This is a genomic window from Cnuella takakiae (assembly GCF_001953305.1).
Classification (GTDB): domain Bacteria; phylum Bacteroidota; class Bacteroidia; order Chitinophagales; family Chitinophagaceae; genus Flavisolibacter; species Flavisolibacter takakiae.
On sequence record NZ_MTFE01000010.1, the window covers coordinates 1,084,187 to 1,101,959 of the forward strand.

The 17,773-nt window shown below is 51.4% G+C and carries 16 protein-coding genes; 14 read left to right on the forward strand and 2 right to left on the reverse strand.

Annotated features, from left to right (window positions below; all coding sequences use genetic code 11):
• Positions 1–232 precede the first annotated feature (232 nt).
• From BUE76_RS05110 to BUE76_RS05140, 7 genes are all read left to right on the forward strand, one after another.
• Positions 233–802, forward strand: coding sequence for a hypothetical protein (locus tag BUE76_RS05110; protein WP_073047750.1), 570 nt, complete (start codon positions 233–235; stop codon positions 800–802).
• 5 nt (positions 803–807) lie between these two features.
• Positions 808–1,491 carry a hypothetical protein gene (locus tag BUE76_RS05115; protein ID WP_073047747.1) on the forward strand — a complete coding sequence of 228 codons (684 nt, stop codon included), beginning with the start codon at positions 808–810 and terminating at the stop codon, positions 1,489–1,491.
• Positions 1,484–1,768 (forward strand): winged helix-turn-helix domain-containing protein, encoded by a 285-nt coding sequence (locus BUE76_RS05120; protein WP_073047744.1) that lies wholly within the window; start codon positions 1,484–1,486, stop codon positions 1,766–1,768. The genes BUE76_RS05115 and BUE76_RS05120 overlap by 8 nt, the downstream gene beginning before the upstream one ends.
• 98 nt (positions 1,769–1,866) lie before the next feature.
• Entirely contained in the window at positions 1,867–2,310 is a 444-nt protein-coding gene (gene arr / locus BUE76_RS05125; protein ID WP_073047741.1) for an NAD(+)--rifampin ADP-ribosyltransferase, read from the forward strand.
• A gap of 330 nt (positions 2,311–2,640) precedes the next feature.
• Positions 2,641–3,576 carry an ABC transporter ATP-binding protein gene (locus BUE76_RS05130; RefSeq protein WP_073047773.1) on the forward strand — a complete coding sequence of 312 codons (936 nt, stop codon included), beginning with the start codon at positions 2,641–2,643 and terminating at the stop codon, positions 3,574–3,576.
• Positions 3,554–4,393, forward strand: coding sequence for an ABC transporter permease (locus BUE76_RS05135; RefSeq protein ID WP_073047738.1), 840 nt, complete (start codon positions 3,554–3,556; stop codon positions 4,391–4,393). Before BUE76_RS05130 ends, BUE76_RS05135 begins: the two co-directional genes overlap by 23 nt.
• Positions 4,394–4,468: 75 nt before the next feature.
• Positions 4,469–5,158 (forward strand): hypothetical protein, encoded by a 690-nt coding sequence (locus tag BUE76_RS05140; RefSeq protein WP_073047735.1) that lies wholly within the window; start codon positions 4,469–4,471, stop codon positions 5,156–5,158.
• 123 nt (positions 5,159–5,281) lie between these two features.
• On the opposite strand, the gene BUE76_RS05145 is transcribed toward BUE76_RS05140, so the two are convergent.
• On the reverse strand, positions 5,282–6,211 hold the full coding sequence (locus tag BUE76_RS05145) for an NmrA family NAD(P)-binding protein (RefSeq protein WP_073047733.1): 930 nt from the start codon (positions 6,209–6,211) through the stop codon (positions 5,282–5,284).
• Between the two features lie 216 nt (positions 6,212–6,427).
• Positions 6,428–8,542, reverse strand: coding sequence for a heavy metal translocating P-type ATPase (locus tag BUE76_RS05150; RefSeq protein WP_073047729.1), 2,115 nt, complete (start codon positions 8,540–8,542; stop codon positions 6,428–6,430).
• Between the two features lie 446 nt (positions 8,543–8,988).
• On the opposite strand from BUE76_RS05150, the gene tsaE reads away from it, so the two are divergent.
• The 7 genes from tsaE to BUE76_RS05185 all read left to right on the forward strand — a co-directional run bounded on the left by tsaE (position 8,989) and on the right by BUE76_RS05185 (position 17,498).
• Entirely contained in the window at positions 8,989–9,405 is a 417-nt protein-coding gene (gene tsaE, locus BUE76_RS05155; RefSeq protein ID WP_073047726.1) for a tRNA (adenosine(37)-N6)-threonylcarbamoyltransferase complex ATPase subunit type 1 TsaE, read from the forward strand.
• Positions 9,406–9,539: 134 nt separating this feature from the next.
• Positions 9,540–10,754 carry an alanine dehydrogenase gene (locus BUE76_RS05160; protein WP_073047722.1) on the forward strand — a complete coding sequence of 405 codons (1,215 nt, stop codon included), beginning with the start codon at positions 9,540–9,542 and terminating at the stop codon, positions 10,752–10,754.
• 135 nt (positions 10,755–10,889) lie between these two features.
• Entirely contained in the window at positions 10,890–12,539 is a 1,650-nt protein-coding gene (locus BUE76_RS05165) for a flavin monoamine oxidase family protein (protein WP_073047719.1), read from the forward strand.
• A 161-nt stretch (positions 12,540–12,700) separates the two neighbouring features.
• On the forward strand, positions 12,701–13,330 hold the full coding sequence (locus tag BUE76_RS05170; protein ID WP_073047770.1) for a TetR/AcrR family transcriptional regulator: 630 nt from the start codon (positions 12,701–12,703) through the stop codon (positions 13,328–13,330).
• A complete protein-coding gene (locus BUE76_RS05175) occupies positions 13,317–14,669 on the forward strand; it encodes a TolC family protein (protein ID WP_073047716.1) in 1,353 nt (450 codons plus the stop codon). The genes BUE76_RS05170 and BUE76_RS05175 overlap by 14 nt, the downstream gene beginning before the upstream one ends.
• 42 nt (positions 14,670–14,711) lie before the next feature.
• Positions 14,712–15,812, forward strand: coding sequence for an HlyD family secretion protein (locus BUE76_RS05180; RefSeq protein ID WP_073047713.1), 1,101 nt, complete (start codon positions 14,712–14,714; stop codon positions 15,810–15,812).
• A gap of 102 nt (positions 15,813–15,914) precedes the next feature.
• A complete protein-coding gene (locus BUE76_RS05185; RefSeq protein WP_073047709.1) occupies positions 15,915–17,498 on the forward strand; it encodes a DHA2 family efflux MFS transporter permease subunit in 1,584 nt (527 codons plus the stop codon).
• The last annotated feature ends 275 nt before the right edge of the window (positions 17,499–17,773 follow it).

Sequence of the window (17,773 nt, forward strand, 5' to 3'; positions counted from 1 at the left end):
TCCTCTATATAAAAGTATTTCCAATACGATAAAGATGCTGACATGCATCAGCATGACAAGGGTTTGAAAGGCCTGGCTTGCTCCAGATCCAGAACCGTAATATTGCTTATTAGGATTGCATAAAACAAAATGTAAAAGCATGTTGAAAAGGCTTGAATGTTACATCTTGATTTGATCAGTTTATATAGCCATATAGCAGGCACTCATCATTCATCCCTCATTACTCATCATCATGAACGACCAGCTCACACCCCTACAAAGCATTGAACTGATCCAATCAATGATCAGCAAAACTAGGAGCAGCCTCAAGGCAAACAGTTTTTATTTTTTGTTTTGGGGCTGGCTTGCATTTAGTGCATTGTTGGTGCAGTTTGTATTAAAAACAATACTGGACTATCCGCGTCATTACCTGGTTTGGCTGGTGACCATACCGGCAGTGTTCATCACCATTTGGTACGCCCGCAAACGACATAACCCCAGTGCCCGCACCTATATCGGCGAGAGCATGGGGCAATTGTGGATGGGTATTGGCATTTCCTTTTTTGTGCTGTCCATCATCATTTCCGCAGGGCCTTCAGGGTGGCTGTATGCCTACCCTTTTTTCATCCTGTTTTATGGCCTGGGCACTTTTATTTCGGGCAGGCTGCTCCAATTTAAACCTATGATCATTGGCGGCATATTCAATTGGGTGCTGGCAGCTATTTGTCCCATGTTACCTTACGATTATCAGATACTTTTGGCGGCCCTTGCCCTGCTCACCAGTTATATCATTCCCGGCCATTTGCTCAACAGAGAAAACTAGTGTCTATGTCCGAACAGCAACTATCGCAACAGGAAAGCCTGCAGCTCATCACCGAGATGATCCAAAAGGCCAAGAAAAGCATTCACGAAACAGGCACTTCCTCCATCCTTTGGGGCAGCGCCATTGCCGTTTGCGGGCTGGTCAATTTTGCCGAAAGACAATGGCAATTTTCCATTGGCTTTGATGTATGGCTGCTGGCCATGATCGCCATCATCCCGCAGGTATGGATATCGGTAAGAGAAAGTCGCGAACGGAAGGTGCGTACCCATACCCAGGTGGTTCTGAACAACGTGTGGATTGTATATGGCCTGTCCATTTTTGCGCTGGTGTTTTATTTCAACATTGTGCCTGGCGTTACCGAAAGGTTGCTCGCTGAAAGCGGAAGCCAGGTATTCGCCCGAAACACTACAACAGGAATTGAAACACCTTTCCGCTCATTTATTGCCAGCAGTGGATCTCTGCTCCTGCTGCTTTACGCCATTCCTACGCTGATCACCGGTCTTACGCATCGCTTCAAGCCAATGATCATCGGCGCCGTATTGTGTTATGGCTTCTTTATTGCCTCCCTGTTTACCGATACCCGGCTCGACATGCTGTTCAATGGTTTGGCTGCCATCTGCAACTGGTTGATTCCCGGCTTAATTTTGCGCAGCCTTTACCTGAAGGAAAAAGCCGGCCGGAATGTTTAAAGACCTGGACCCTATATTACACTCGCAGCTCCGCCTGGCCATCATGTCGCTGCTCATCGGCGTGAAGGAAGCCGACTTTTCCTACCTCAAGGAAAAGACCGGCGCCACTGCGGGCAACCTTAGCGTACAGGTGCAAAAACTCAAGGAAGCGGGTTATATCGAAGTGGTAAAACAATTCAAAGACAACTACCCGCAGACCCTTTGTAAGATCACCGATACGGGCATCAGCAGGTTCGAGCAATACGTGGCTGATTTGAAAGCCTATCTGGGACAATAGATTTCAGATTTAGGATTTCCGATTTTGGAAAAGGTGAAACAAAGTGTATTGGTGATCCGCTCCTTCATGAATAAGTTATAGCGAAATCAATAGTTCAGATGTCACACAGCGAGAAAGAACTGCAAAGCAATACTGCGCCAAGCCCATTTGCACAAACTTTTTTTCATGGCACCAAGGCCGACCTGAAGGTGGGCGACCTCATTACGGTTGGCTTCAGCGCCAACAACGGGCAGGAAGCACAATTAAGGCATGTATACTTTACTGCCACCCTCGATGCTGCTATCTGGGGTGCCGAACTTGCACGTGGCGATGGACGCGGAAGGATATACCTGGTGGAAGCTACAGGACCCCTTGAAGATGATCCCAACTTAACCAACAAGAAATTTCCCGGTAACCCTACTATGTCCTATCGCTCACAGCAACCGCTGCGGGTGGTTGGCGAGCTTACTGTTTGGCAGGGCCATGCACCGCAGCAGGTGCAACAGATGCAGGATGCATTGGCCAGGCTGAAAGAGCAGGGCCTCGACACCATCGAAAATTAGCAAAGACTACATTGGAGGGAGCAATAAGCACACGATCTTTTTATCAAATGCAGGCTACCAAGCCAATATCAGGTTGCCAATAAAACCGTTGATACAGTTTGAATTTAATCGCTACATGCTGCTAACCCATAGTTTTATCCGTGGGTTATCATATCAATCTTAAGACAATTGTTTACAGCATATCTCTGCGCCGCTTTGCGTTTCCTCAGCGTTCTTTGCGATACGCCTCAATTCCATCCTTCTTAATTGCTCCCCAATCGAAATCTTAAATCGGAAATCCGCGATCCTTCAACGCTTCCGCCTCTTTGTTTGTTTGGTACCTTTATGCACATGAGGGAAACACTGATATCCGTCAACAACCTGGTGAAAGACTTCAAGGGCCTGCGAGCCGTCAACGGGCTTTCCTTTACCGTGCCGCAGGGTGAAGTGTACGGCTTCCTGGGGCAGAACGGTGCAGGCAAAAGCACCACCATCCGCATGCTGCTCACGTTGGTGCAGCCTACTTCGGGTTCCATTCAATTGTTTGGGCAAAACCTTACCACCGAGCGTCATACCATCCTGCGGCAGGTGGGTGCCGTGATTGAGCGTCCCGATCTTTATAAATACCTTACGGCTTACGACAACCTCCGCATCATGGCCCGCCTCAGCGGCGTGAAAGTGGGGCAAAAAGAGCTGATGCGCGAACTGGAAAGGGTAGGGCTGGGACAAAGGGCGCACAGCCGCGTTAAGACCTTTTCGCAAGGCATGAAACAGCGTTTAGGCATAGCCTGCGCCCTCATACACAACCCGCAACTCATCATCCTCGACGAGCCTACCAACGGTCTCGACCCGCAGGGCATTGCCGATATCCGCAACCTCATATTACACCTGGTAAAAAATGAAGGCAAGTCGGTATTTGTGTCCTCGCACCTGTTGAGTGAGATACAGCTGATCGCCGATTCCATGCTCATCATCGACAAAGGCCGCGAGGTAGCGCAGGGCAGGGTAAGCGAACTGCTCAACCCTTCGGAAACCATCGTTCAGCTGCACACCACCGATGATGCTGCCACTACCCAATGGCTCCAAGCATCGCAGTGGCAGCAGCACCTGGCGCCAGCTGCCGATGGCATACAACTGCGCCTGCACAGCAACCGCATTCCCCTGCTCAACCGCGACCTCGTGGGTGCCGGTGTAGATGTGTTGTCGCTGCAAAGCAGGCACTCGCTCGAAGACTATTTCTTATCGCTTACAACTTCCAACCAGCATGTGGCAGCTTACCAGCATTGAACTGTTCAAGATATTTAAGAAACCGCGTACCTATATCTCCTTTGTTGCCATTGCTTCCATCATCCTGCTGGTACAACTGGCCCTGTATGTGGATGGCGAGACCTACCTGTCTTTTGTGATGCAGTCGGTGAACGAAACCTTCAGCATTGAAGGCAAAAGGCTCAACGGATATTTTGTGTGTTATACCATTTTGCAAACCCTGCTGGTGCATGTGCCCCTGCTCATTGCACTGGTTGCCGGCGATATGCTGGCAGGTGAAGCTAACATGGGCACTTTACGTTTACTGGCATCCAAACCCATCAGCCGCAGCGGGCTGGTGCTGAGCAAGTTTGCAGCTACAACGGTATATACCATCGCCCTGCTGGTGTTTATGGCGGCGCTATCTCTTGGTTTATCCATCCTGCTTTTTGGCACTTCCGACCTGATGGTGTTTAAAAGCGATATGCTACTGATCCTGTCGCAAAAAGATGTGCTGTGGCGTTATTTCGGGGCGTTTGGCTTTGCCATGCTGGCCATGACCACCGTGGCTTCGCTGGCCTTCCTGCTATCGGTGTTTGCCGAAAACAGCATCGGGCCCATCATCTCCACCATGAGCATCATCATCCTGTTTACCATCCTCACCACGATGGATATACCGCTATTCAATTCGCTGAAGCCGTTCCTGTTCACCAACCACATGCTCAACTGGAAAGGCTTCTTTGAAGATCCCGTAGATTACCGGGAAGTGTTAAAGTCGGCAGGGATACTGGTAGCGCACATTGTGCTCTTCCTTTCAGTGGTGATCTTTGTGTTTCGCAAAAAAGATATCTTATCATAAAGGACCACAGACGACAGACGACGGACAACTTGTGGTCCGTTGTCTGTCGTCTGTGGTCCGCTCAAAAACATCCGCATGAAAACGATTTTTCTTTCCGCCCTTTTGCTCTTGCAAACAGGCTTGTTGTGGGCACAAAATGAAGCCGCACTGATCAAGGCTGTAAAGGCAAAGCTGGATAAAGTGGCCAATTACCAGGCCAGCGGCAATATGAGTATTGACGCGGCATTTATCAAGGCGCCTGCATCTGCCATAACGGCTTACTACAAAAAGCCCAACCGCTTTGCCATTAAGAAACAGGATGGATTGAATATCCTGCCCAAAGGCGGGGTGAGCATCAATCTTTCTTCTTTGCTAGGTGGTGAAAATGTAACGGCGGTAAGCGCTGGTACCACCGTACTGAACGGTGCACCAGTACGCATCATAAAGCTGCTGCCTTTGGATGACAAAAGCGATGTAGTGCTCTCCACTTTATACATCAACGAAAAGGCGCAGCTGGTGCAAAAAGCGCAGGTTACTACGCGTGATAACGGCTCTTACGAGATGGACATGAAATATGGTAAATATGCCGCCTGGGGCCTGCCAGACAAAGTGGTATTTACCTTCAACACCAAGGAGTACAAACTGCCCAAAGGCATAGCCATGGAGTATGATAAAGGCAATAGCGGCAAGCCGCAAAAACCTGTGGACCGCAAAGGCACCGTAACCATCAACTACACTGGGTATAGCATCAACAAGGGGGTGGATGATAAAGTGTTTGGGAAATGATACGGGTTTCAAGTTGCAGGTTCCGGGTTGCTGGTGCATAGCCGCCGGAACAATCAAAAGGTATACAGCATTGTATGGTTGGTACTGCCAACAAAAAGGCGCTTTTCAAAAGCGCCTTTTTGTTTAGTTCCTGTTGGCTTGTGCAGCGGCCAACACCTCTTGCACACTTGTCCATTTGATACTTGGGTAACGGTCATTATTCAGTGGTGTTAGTTTAGGCAGTCCTGTAAACATGTTGTGCATGTACTGCATGCCCTGCCAGGGTGGAAATATTTCTTTTTGCTGTGGGAACAGTTTGCGGGTAATCCTGATCATGGTTTGCAACGCACCTAAGCCACCGGGCCGCAATAGTTTGAAGGGTTTGTCAAAAACTTTACTGGCAACGGCCTGGAGGCCATGCGCATTTTGCACATCACCGGCAATGCAGAGATAGCGGGGTGCCGTATCATCCAGCGCAGCAAGCGTGGTATATTCGGCGGTGTTGTCAATGGTGGTAAAATCAAGCAACTGATCGGCACTGCCCCAATGCAGTACTCTTTTGATGCCGCTCAAGACTATGGGTGCCTGCCCCGTGAGTAGGTCGGTAAACATGCCGTTAAGGATGGAAGTGGCTTTGATGGGTTGGCTGTCGATGTGCTGGTGAAACCTGCGTCTGAGGTCAAGGTTGCGGTTGCTGCCTTCTGTTAATTTGGTATAATCAATCGAGTAGTCGGATGGAATGAAGCGGGGCACACCGGCATCAATGGCAGCCTGTAGCAGTTGGCTTTGCGCACCAATGATCACATCTTCCAAGCCATTGAGTGCCGACACTACGCAGGCGCCGCCAGCACAGGCTGCAGCCAGTTCGGCGGCGTTGTTATAATCCACTTCCACTATTTGCAAGCCGCTTTTTTGCAGTGACGCCAGGCTGCTGCCATTACTGCCTTTACGGATCAATGCCTTTACATTGGCTTTGTGTTGCAGGAGGTAAGTGGCTATTCGATGCCCCAGGTCACCGGTTGCGCCTGCAAGGATGATCGTCTTAGTGTGCTGCGTTGCGTGTTGTTCCTGCATGATGTGTTTTTGTTGGTAAATGGTACGATCGAGTAATCGAGAAGTATTGTATCGCAAAGCGCGCAAAGAAAACGCAGAGGGCAGCTAAGGTTTTCTTTGCGATCCTTTGCGTTTCCTTTGTGTGCTTTGCGATACTTCCTACTAAAACCTTAGAACGATAAACAAGAAAGCGCCTGCATATGCGGGCGCTTTCTTACATCAAAATATGTAGTAAAACTACCGTTCCACATTCTTAACAAACAACCTGCCCGAATTGATGGCGAGCACTACATCACTCAGGCCCATTACCAATGCACCAAAGGCAGGACTCAGGAAGCCCAGTGCTGCTACGGGTATGGCAACGATGTTGTAGGCAAAGGCCCAGAACAGGTTTTGCTTGATGGTGGTATAGGTGTTGCGGCCCAGGCCCAGGGCCATGGGCAGCTTTTTCAGGCCGCTGTTCATCAGCACCACGTGGGCGCTTTGCATGGCCAGTTGCGAAGCTTCGCTCATCGAAATGCCTACGGTTGCTTTGGCTAGTGCGGGTGCATCGTTGATGCCGTCGCCTACCATTACGGTAGGCGCGGCGGCTGAAAGCGACGCAATCTTTTCCAGTTTTTGCTCCGGTGTCTGTTCTGCAATCACTTCATCAATGCCCAGGGGTTGGGCCAACTGTCGGCACTTCTCGTACCGGTCGCCGGAAAGCAGGATCGTTTTAATGTTTTTGCTTTTTAGATAACGAACTACATCGTGTGCCTCAGGCCTGAGTTCGTCCTGCAAGTCAATCCAGCCGATCAGCTGGTTGTTGCGCAGCACATAGATGTTGTGCTGGTTTTCCGATGTATGGGCTTTGGCGATGTTGTAAGAGCCAGCCAGGTATTCATTACCATCCAAGTCGGTAGCTACCATGCCCTGGCCTTTCACTTCTTCGATCTTTTTCCAGCGGATGGGTGCAGCTACCTTCCAGTTGTCGGTAATGCTTTTTGCCAATGGGTGGTTGGAAAATTTTTCCAATGACCAAACGATGGCCTGGAACTCCTGTTCGTTCACATTCTGGAACCAGTAATTGCTGATGGCAAACCTCCCCGTGGTAAGGGTACCTGTTTTGTCAAATACCACTTGCTTGATATCACTGAACAGCTCCAGGCTGCGGGCATTGCGGAACAAGATGCCGTTGCGGGCACCACGGCCCAGGCCAACGGCGATGGCTGCAGGCGTTGCCAGTCCCATGGCACAGGGGCAGGCAATCACCAGCACCGCGATGCTGCGCATCAGGGCAGGGGTAAAAGCGCCCAGATAAATCCAGTTGCCGATGAGCGTGAGCAGCGCAATACCTACAACCACGGGTACAAAGATGGCAGAGATTTTATCGGCCATTTGTTGCACCGGCGGCTTCTCGCCCTGCGCCTTCTTTACCATGTTGAGGATGCCCGACAAAACGGTATCGTTTCCTGCAGCCGTAACAATGGCTTTCACGGTGCCGCTTTCGAGGATGCTGCCGCCAATCAGCATATCTTTTTTGCCCTTGGCAATGGGCATGCTTTCGCCAGTGAGCAGGGCTTCGTTTACTTCGGCCTCACCCCACAGTATCTTACAATCGGCAGGTACCTGTTCGCCGGTGCGGATCAGCAGCAGGTCGCCGTTTTTCAAAGCGGTGTTTTCCACCGGGAATACATGCTCCTGGTGTTCACCATCGTAGGCGATCATGTTGGCCATCACCTTTTGCGATTTCACCAGGCCTTTCAGCGCACGCTGGGTGCTTTGCACGGTGCTGTCTTCAAGGAACTCGCCAAAGAATACCAGCGTGATGATGGTGGCTGCCGTTTCGAAAAAGAGGTAGTCTTCCGAGTTGCCCAGGAAGATGCCAATCAGGCTGTACACAAAAGCTGCCGTAGCACCGATGGTGATCAGCACGTTCATGTTGGGAATGCCATTGCGCAGGCTTTTGATGGCCGAACGGCCGAAGTGCCGCATACCCACGAGGTACACCGGCAGGCAAAGCGCCAACTGCACCCAGGGGTTCATCAGGAAATGAATGTGCAGGCCTGGTATCATGTGCAGCATCAGCACCAGGGTAAAGGGCAAACAAGCCCAGAACCGCTGGATATTGCTGGACAGAAAAGGTTTTTTCTTTTCAGTGCCTGCGGTTTCGGAGGCTACGCTATAGCCCAGGCCTTCGATGCCTTGGGCCAGTTGCTGGCGGGTGGCCTTGCCGTTGATATCAAAAGACACATCGCCGTCGATGGGGTTCACCGACACGTTTTGCGCGCCTTCTTTTGTGAGGTATTTGTTTATGGTGAGCGCACAGTTGGCGCAGTGTATGCCTTCCACCTTCCATTGTACTTTTTCCATCCTTTCGTCTTTGCTGCAAAGGTAGCAAGGGGTAGGGGGAGGTGCAGGGTTTTAACAGGGCTATCTTTTCAACGGGGTTGCAAAAATGAGTTGCCCGCAACGACGCAACGGGGCCACGGCGCAACGGGCTTTTCACGCAAAGGCGCAGAGGAGCAAAGACGCAAAGATGGGTTGCTTGCAAAGGCGCAAAGGCAAAAAGGAAAGTTTTAAGGGAACGATACAACGAAGCAAAACTGCAAAATAAGATTTACAACCTAGTTGATACCTGCTGTAGAACCAATTGCTTTTACCTTAAAATCCCTTGCGCCTCCGCGTCTTTGCGTGCAACATCACATCATCGTTGCGCCGTGGCTCCGTTGCGTCGTTGCGTGAAAAAACTTTGCGTCTTTGCTCCTCTGCGCCTTTGCGAGAAAATGTTTTGCGGGAAACACAATAGGTTTGCACCCATGAACTACACGGTGGCCCTCAACGAGCTGAACTCCTTTGCCCACACCTTCTGGCAGGCTGTTGGCAATGCCCGGGTTTTTGCTTTTCATGGCGAGATGGGGGCAGGCAAAACCACGCTTATCTCGGCACTGTGCCGCGCAAAAGGCGTGCAGGATCATATGGGTAGTCCCACTTTTTCCATCATCAACGAGTATGCAGATGGCGATGGTAATCCCATTTACCACATGGACCTCTACCGCCTCCGCGACCCCGAAGAGGCGGTGCAGACGGGGGTGGAAGACACCATTACCAGCGGCGACATTTGCCTGGTGGAATGGCCCGAAAAGGCGCCGCAACTGTTTGAAGAAAATACCCTGCACGTGTACATCGCCGCAAATGAAGATGGCAGCAGAAGCATTCGGATTACGGATGTTTGATTTCGGATTTCGGAAACTTGCCACATGAAAGCTTGTGCCCTCATCGGCAGCTTCCGAAATCCGAAATCGTAAATCCGAAATCCTATCCCTGCTTTGTTGTATTTTAACGCCTTCAAAACAGAGGCAAAGGTTACATGTTGCAGCAAAAACCGCTCATCAGCACTTCATTTTCGTATGAAACGCTTGAAGAAACCCTGGATGTAAAACCCAAGGGTGCACAACTCCATATTGGCATACCAAAAGAAACGGCTTTCCAGGAAAACCGGATTGCACTGACGCCGGATGCGGTAAGCGTGCTGGTGAGCAATGGCCACCAAGTAACCATCGAGCACAATGCCGGCGAGGCTGCGCATTTCGCCGACCGCGACTACAGCGAAGCCGGCGCCCGCATCGTATACGAAAAGGAAGAAGTGTTCAAAGCCCCGGTGATCATCAAAAGCGCACCGGTGGTGGAAGATGACCTGCCTTATCTCCAGTTCAACCAGATGATCGTTTCGCCCATCCACCTCAGCGTGCTCAAGGCGGAGCTGCTGCAAAAAATGATGGAGAAACGCATCACGGCCATCTCTTTTGAAAACCTGAAAGACGACAGCGGCAACTATCCCATTGTACGCGGCATGAGCGAGATCGCCGGTTCGGCAGTGATGCTGATTGCAGCGCAATACCTCTCTTCGTCCAACCACGGCAAGGGCGTGCTGCTGGGCGGTATTTCCGGAATCGCACCCACCAAGGTCATCATCCTGGGTGCCGGTATTGTAGGCGAATATGCCGCCCGTGCCGCCATGGCGCTGGGTGCTTCGGTAAAGGTTTTTGATAATAGCGTATATAAACTTAAAAGGCTGCAGAACAACATCGGGCAGCGCCTGTGGACCTCCGTGATGGAGCCGCGCATGCTGGCCAAACAACTCAAAACATGCGAAGTGGCCGTTGGCGCCCTCTCATCCCAAACCGGCCGTACACCCGTGGTGGTGAGCGAGGAAATGGTGAGCAGCATGCGCAAGGGCAGCGTGATCATCGACGTAAGCATCGACCGCGGCGGCTGTTTTGAAACCTCCGAAATTACATCCCACGAATCGCCCATTTTCCTGAAGTACGGCGTGATCCACTACTGCGTACCCAATATTCCATCCGGCTTTGCCCGCACGGCATCGCAGGCCATCTCCAACGTGCTGATGCCCCTGTTGCTGGAAGCGGGCGAGGAGGGCGGATTTGAAAAACTGATCTGGCACAATGTGCACCTCCGCTCGGGTATCTATATGTTTAAGGGCGCACTCACCAATTTTTACCTCAGCGAACGTTTTGGCATCAAGTACACCGACTTGAACCTGCTGATTGCCAGCAGGCGGTAAGCGAAACGGGGTTTGTTGTAGTGCCATTTGTCCGCAATGGACACCACTGGTCGCCGGTTTTTGGCCTGTAAAAGCAAAAGGCTGGTACCTGGAAAAAGCCTGAACTATTTTGGCAGCCACCATTAACCAACTGCCATGACCAAACAAACCCGTGTACCCCTGCTGCAAACCCTGCGCAGGGCATTTTTTCTTTCCAGCGCCGCTGCCCACAAGGGCATGCCAATCCCCGAAGTAACCGCACTGGCCCAGGCCTCCACCCTGCACCGCCGCAAGTTTGTGGGCGATGTTGCCAAAGCAGGACTGGCCTTTTCTGCAGCCGGTTTGCTGCACGGTTGCCGCAAGGCTGCCGACCTGTTGCCTAACGAGGCTCCTCCTCAATCAAACACAATCAAACCCAAACAAAACCAACCCCGTATTGCCATACTGGGTGCGGGCATGGCCGGTTTGAACTGCGCCTACCAGCTTCAAAAGGCAGGGTACAGCGCGCAGGTGTTCGAAGCCTCCAAACGCAGCGGCGGCAGGATGTATAGCAGTAAAAATGTGCTGGCGCCCGACCTGGTTACCGAACTGGGCGGCGAGTTCATTGATACGGAACACAAAGACATGCTGAAGCTTTGCCACGAGTTTGGGCTGCCCCTGCTCGATACCCTTTCGAAAGAAGAAGCTGCCTATACCCGCGACAGTTTTTTCATCAATGGCCGCTTCTACACCGAAGACGAGATTATCGCCGCATTCCAGCCTTTCCAGCAGCGCATTGCCGCCGATATCCGCTCGCTGCCTTCGGTTATGACTTTTGAACAGTACGACAGCCGCACACTGTATTTCGACCAGTTGAGCATACCTGCTTATTTTGATGCTATTGGCCTGGATGGCTTCCTGCGTACCGGTTTGGAAGTGGCTTACCTCACCGAGTATGGCCTGGAAATAGGCGAGCAGTCGGCCATCAATTTCCTGTACCTCTTTGTGGCCAATACGGCGCAGGCCTTCCAGGTTTTTGGTACCAGCGATGAACGCTACAAAGTGGCGGGCGGCAACCAGCGGGTAACCGATGCCTTGCACAACCAGGTAAAAGACCAAATGCAACTGGGGTACCGGCTGGTGCGCATCCGCGAAGGGGCCAATGGCTACCTGCTGGATTTTACCACCGATGGTGCTTCGCTTACCGTACCTGCCGATATCGTGGTGTGTACCATTCCTTTTAGCGTGTTGCGCGAAGTAGAAATCAAGGTGCCGCTGCCGCAGTGGAAAAAGAACGCCATCAACAACCTGGGTTATGGAACCAATTCCAAATTATTCCTTGGTTTCCATAAAAGAGTATGGCGCCAGTATGGGCATAGCGCTTATATGTTTTCCAACAGCGCCATTCAAACCGGCTGGGACAATACCCAGCTGCAGCCCGGCAAGGCAGGCGGGTTTACGGTGTACCAGGGTGGCAAGAAAGGATTGGATCTTGGTGCCGGTTCCCCGCAATCGCAGGCCGGTATTTTCGTGCAGCAACTGGAAAAAATGTGGCCCGGATCTGCCAACGCCTATACCGGGGTGGCCAAACGGATGCATTGGCCCGAACATCCATTTACAAAGGGCAGTTATGCCTGTTACAAAGTAGGGCAGTATACCAGCATCAGGGGTGCCGAAATCAAACCCGTTGGCAACCTGTTTTTCGCCGGCGAACATTGCAGTGCCTATTACCAGGGATTTATGAACGGCGCCGCCGAAACAGGGCGGATGGTGGCAGGGGAAGTACTGAAAGCGGTTAAAGACAAAACCCTGGTGGCAGTCAGCTGATCCGGTTCATTTATTGTTAATAGTAAAATTGAAAAGCAGGCAAAACTTTGCCTGCTTTTTGTTGTGAGAAAGCAAAGGAAAATGCATTAACAAAATATTTTAAACAAACGTTTGATTTAATTAAACAGTTGTTTAATTTTGTGGTCGATTTCCTTTCAACCATGTTTAACGACAAACAATTACAAATCATGGGCACGGCCGAAGACCTCTTTGCACAAAAGGGTTTTGACGGTACTTCTGTTCGCGACATTGCGGAAGCGGCAGGCGTAAACATTGCCATGATTTCTTATTATTTCGGTTCCAAGGACAAGCTGATGCAGGCCCTTTTTGAAACCCGTACCGCTAATGTCCGGATGCGCGTGGAAAGCCTGCTTAAAGACGAACGCCTGGAACCTTTGGAAAAGATGTATGTGCTCATCGACGACTACGTGGAGCGGGCATTTAAAAACCAGCAGTTCTATAAAATCATGATCTGCGAGCAGGTAATGGAAAAGCAAAGCCTGGTAACCGACCTGATGAAAGAACTGAAACTAAAAAACGCCGAAACAATCAGCCTGCTGATCCAGAACGGTGAAGAAAGAGGGGTGTTCCGCAAAGGCGTAGACGTGGTATTGATGATGCAAACCATGATCGGTACCATTTCGCATGCTTTTATAAACAAGAAGTTTTACCGCGCCTTCCACCACCTCGAGCACCTCGACGATACCAGCTTTCACCAGACCCTCAAACAGAAAATCAGCGACCATATCAAGTACATTTTTAAAGCACTATTGACTTATGAAGCATCGTAACCGGGGCATTTTACTTTTTGCACTTACGTTGTTGCTGGGCGCCCTGCTGCCCGCAGCGGCGCAGGAACGTAAAGAGTTGTCCATCACAGAAGCAATTGATCTCAGCATCAAAAACAGCCACACCCTCAAGGGCAGCCAGGCACGCATTGAGCAGGCTACTGCGGCCCTTCGTGAAGCTGTGGAACGCAAACTCCCCGACGCCTCGGTGGCAGGATCTTATGTGCGCCTCAACAATCCCAACGTCAGCATGAAAGTAAAGCTGGGTAGTGGCAACAGCGGCGGCGGCTCGGAAGAGCGGAGTGGCAAGATTTCGCAGGCCATGTACGGCATGCTCAATGCCTCGCTGCCCATCTATGCAGGTGGCCGTATTCGTTATGGCATCGAGTCTTCGCGCTTTCTCGCAGAAGCCACCCGCCTGGATGCCGAACAGGACCGCGAAGAAGTGGTAGGCAATACTATTGAAGCCTTCAACAACCTGGCAAAAGCCAGGCAGGCTGTGGCCCTGGTGCAGGAAAACCTGAAAGACGCGCAGCAACGTGTACAGGACTTCCAGAAGCTGGAGCAAAATGGCCTGATGGCCCGCAACGACCTTTTGAAAGCGCAACTGCAAACCTCCAATACCGAGCTGGCCCTGCTGGATGCAGAAAACAACTGGAAGCTGGCCAATATCAACATGAACCTGATGCTGGGTCTGCCCGATGCCACCGAGATTAACCCCGTGGTAAGCAGCCTTAAAGCCGGGGACAACCTCCTGCCCCTGGAAGACTATGTGCAGCATGGCTTAAAGAACCGTAAGGACCTGGCAGCCCTCCAGCTACGCGAACAGGCAGCCACCACTGGTGTAAAAGCCACAAAGGCAGAGAAGCTGCCCAGCCTGGCACTTACCGGTGGTATGGTAGACCTGCACGTACCCAACCTGATCACCGTTACCAATGCGGTAAACCTGGGTGTGGGTGTGAAATACGACATCGCTTCGCTGTGGAAAAACAAGAGCAAGGTGCAGCAAGCCGAAGCCCGGGTGCGGGAGATAAAAGCCGGAGAAGAAGCCCTTAATGATGGCATTCACCTGCAGGTGGCGCAGGCTTACCAAACCTACCTGAGCAGCCGCAAAAAGATCGAGGTGTATAATAACGCCGTTACACAGGCGGAAGAAAATTTCAAGGTAAACCAGAACAAATACAACAACGGTTTAGCTACCGCTACCGACCTGCTGGATGCCGATGTGGCCCGCCTGCAGTCCCGCCTCAACCAGGCATTTGCCCAAAGCGATGCCGCCGTGGCTTACCACCAATTGCTGGAAGCTGCCGGTTTGCTCACCGCAAATACCAATACCAAGTAAAAACACCAACAACGCTTAACAAACTGATTCAAACCAACAATCATGAACGCTCCCGATAACAACGCGCAAGCGCCCCAAAAGAAAAGTAAAGGCTTCCTCATTGTACTGATCCTGCTGGTAGTGGGCGGTGGTGCTTTTGGTTTTACCAAATACAACCATGCACAGCACCACGAGGAAACCGACAACGCACACATCGAATCCAATATCAGCCCCGTTATTCCCCGTGTAGGTGGTTATATCAAAGACGTGCTGGTAAAAGACAACCAGCGGGTGAAAAAAGGTGATACCCTTTTGGTGATCGACGACCGCGACCTGCAGGTAAGACTGCAGCAGGCAGAAGCCGCACTGGCTACCGCAAAAAGCAACCTGGATGTGGCCCGCGCCTCTACCAGTGCTGCCACTGCCAATATCGCTTCATCCCGTGCCAGCATCGGTACCATCGATGCACAGATTGAAACGGCCAAGGTGAACGTATGGCGCACCACGCAGGATTTCAACCGCTACGAAAACCTGATCAAGGACCACACCATCACCCAGCAGCAATACGAGCAGGCTGTGGCTGCAAAGCAAACCGCCGAACGCCAGCTGCAGGTGCTGCAGGAGCAGAAGCGCCAGGCCACTTCGCAAACAAGTGCCGTGGCTTCGCAAAGCGGTGCTACCTCGCAGCAGATTGGTGTTGCTTCCGCTGTGATCAAGCAGCGTGAAGCGGACATTGCTGATGTAAAAAACCAATTGAGCTATACCGTTATTACAGCTCCTGCCGATGGGTTGATTTCGAAAGTAGGTGTACAGGCAGGACAACTGGTACAACCCGGCCAGGCCTTGTTCAGCATTGTGCTGAATAACGAAAAATGGGTGATCGCCAACTTCAAGGAAACCCAGCTGGACCGCATGAAAGTGGGCCAGAAAGTAACCTTGAAAGTGGATGCTTATCCCGGCGAAGAATTCGAGGCGCAGGTGACTTCATTTTCACCCGCTACCGGTTCCTCTTTTGCGCTGCTCCCTCCCGATAATGCAACCGGCAACTTCGTGAAAGTAGTACAGCGTGTGCCCATCAAAATTGAATTTGCCAACCCCAACAATCCCGAGCTGCAGCAGCTGCGTGCCGGTATGAACGTGGAGGTGGATGTGCATCTTGATTAAGCCGACAAGCAACTGACCACAGACAACAGACGACAGACGACTGACGACGGGGGAAAATGCCGCAGTCCGTCGTCTGTCGTCTGTGGTCCCAAATATTCCCTCATGCAACCTCAAGAATCTCTAATCGAATACGGCTCGCGCAGGGTGATCGTTACCCTTACCGCCATCATTTGCGCCCTGCTCGAGATCGTGGATACCACCATCGTGAACGTGGCGCTGAATGATATGCGCGGCAACCTGGGCGCCACCATGAGCGAAGTGGGCTGGGTGATCACGGCATATGCCATCGGCAACGTGATCATCGTTCCCATGACCAGCTGGCTCTCGCAGCAGTTTGGCCGTCGCAACTATTTCGCAGCCTCCATCATCCTGTTTACCGTTTGCTCCTTTATGTGTGGCAACTCCTCGGTGATCTGGGAATTGGTGCTCTTCCGCTTTTTGCAGGGTGTGGGCGGTGGAGCCTTGCTGGTAACCTCGCAAACCATCATTACCGAAAGCTACCCGCCCGAGAAGCGCGGTATGGCGCAGGCCATTTATGGCTTGGGTGTAATCATTGGTCCCACGCTGGGCCCGCCCCTAGGTGGTTATATCGTTGACCACTTCTCCTGGCCTTATATTTTTTACATCAATATTCCCATCGGTATTATCGCAGCCCTGTTGGCGTTCACCTTTGTGCGCAGCCCCAAGTACACGCAGAAGAGTGCCGCAAAAGATATCGACTGGATCGGTATCGGTTTCCTGGCAATGGCGGTAGGTTCGCTGCAGCTGGTGTTGGAACGCGGGCAGGATGAAGATTGGTTCAACAGCACGGAGATCATTTTATTTTCCATTCTTGCGGTACTGGGCCTGTTCTTCTTTATCTGGCGCGAGCTTACTTTCCGCAATCCTATTGTAGAATTAAGGGTATTGAAAAACGGAACCCTGCGTGTGGGTACGGTACTCTCGTTTATCCTTGGTTTTGGATTGTACGGCTCCACCTTTATCATCCCCTTGTATACGCAGGCCACCCTTGGCTGGACGGCGCAGCAATCGGGTATGCTGCTGGTGCCGGCGGCACTAACCACGGCGTTTATGATGCCCATGATCGGCCGCTTGTTGCAGAAAGGTGTAAAGCAACAGTATATGGTGGCCACGGGTATGTTCCTGTTTTTCCTGTACTCTTTGTGGGGTTATAAGATCATGACACCCGATACGGGCGAAGGTGCATTTTTCTGGATGCTGATTGTTCGGGGTGTTGCCATGGCCTTGTTGTTTATTCCCATTGCCACGCTTTCCCTTTCTTCGTTAAAAGGGCAGCAGATTGGGCAGGGTGCAGCCTTTACGGGTATGATGCGACAACTGGGTGGCTCATTTGGCATCGCCATCATCACTACTTATCTATCGCGGCAAAACATCGTACACCGCAGCGACCTGGTGGCCAGCCTAAACGTGAATGACCCCGATGTGCAAAGCCGTGTAATGGGCCTACAGCATATGTTCCAAAGCAAGGGCATGACTGCGGATGCGGCCCTGCGCAGTGGTTATAAACTGTTGGATTTTTCCGTCATGAAACAAGCCTCCGTATTGTCGTATATGGATGCATTTCTTTGGCTGGGTGTGATGTTCCTGGTATGTGTGCCTTTTGTATTGCTGGTAAAAAGCAAGAAGCAGGCAGGCAAGGTGGATATGTCGGAGGCGATGCACTAATACGTTTGTGATTGGTGATTGGGTATTGGGTATTTGCTCGTCATGGCGAAGCGCCGGCAGTGTTTGGCATTAGGTAACAATTAGCGGCGCTGAAGCAATCCCCTGCTATTACAGGACACCAAAGTTGCTGCTTTTAGTGTGCCACAGCGGCAGGAGATTACTTCGGCGCAACAAGTAAGGCCTTTGTATTAAAACCCTGCTGGCGCCTCGCAATGACGCCCCGTTTTTCATACTTTTTGCCTTTACACAATCACCATAAAAAAACCGCACAGTTA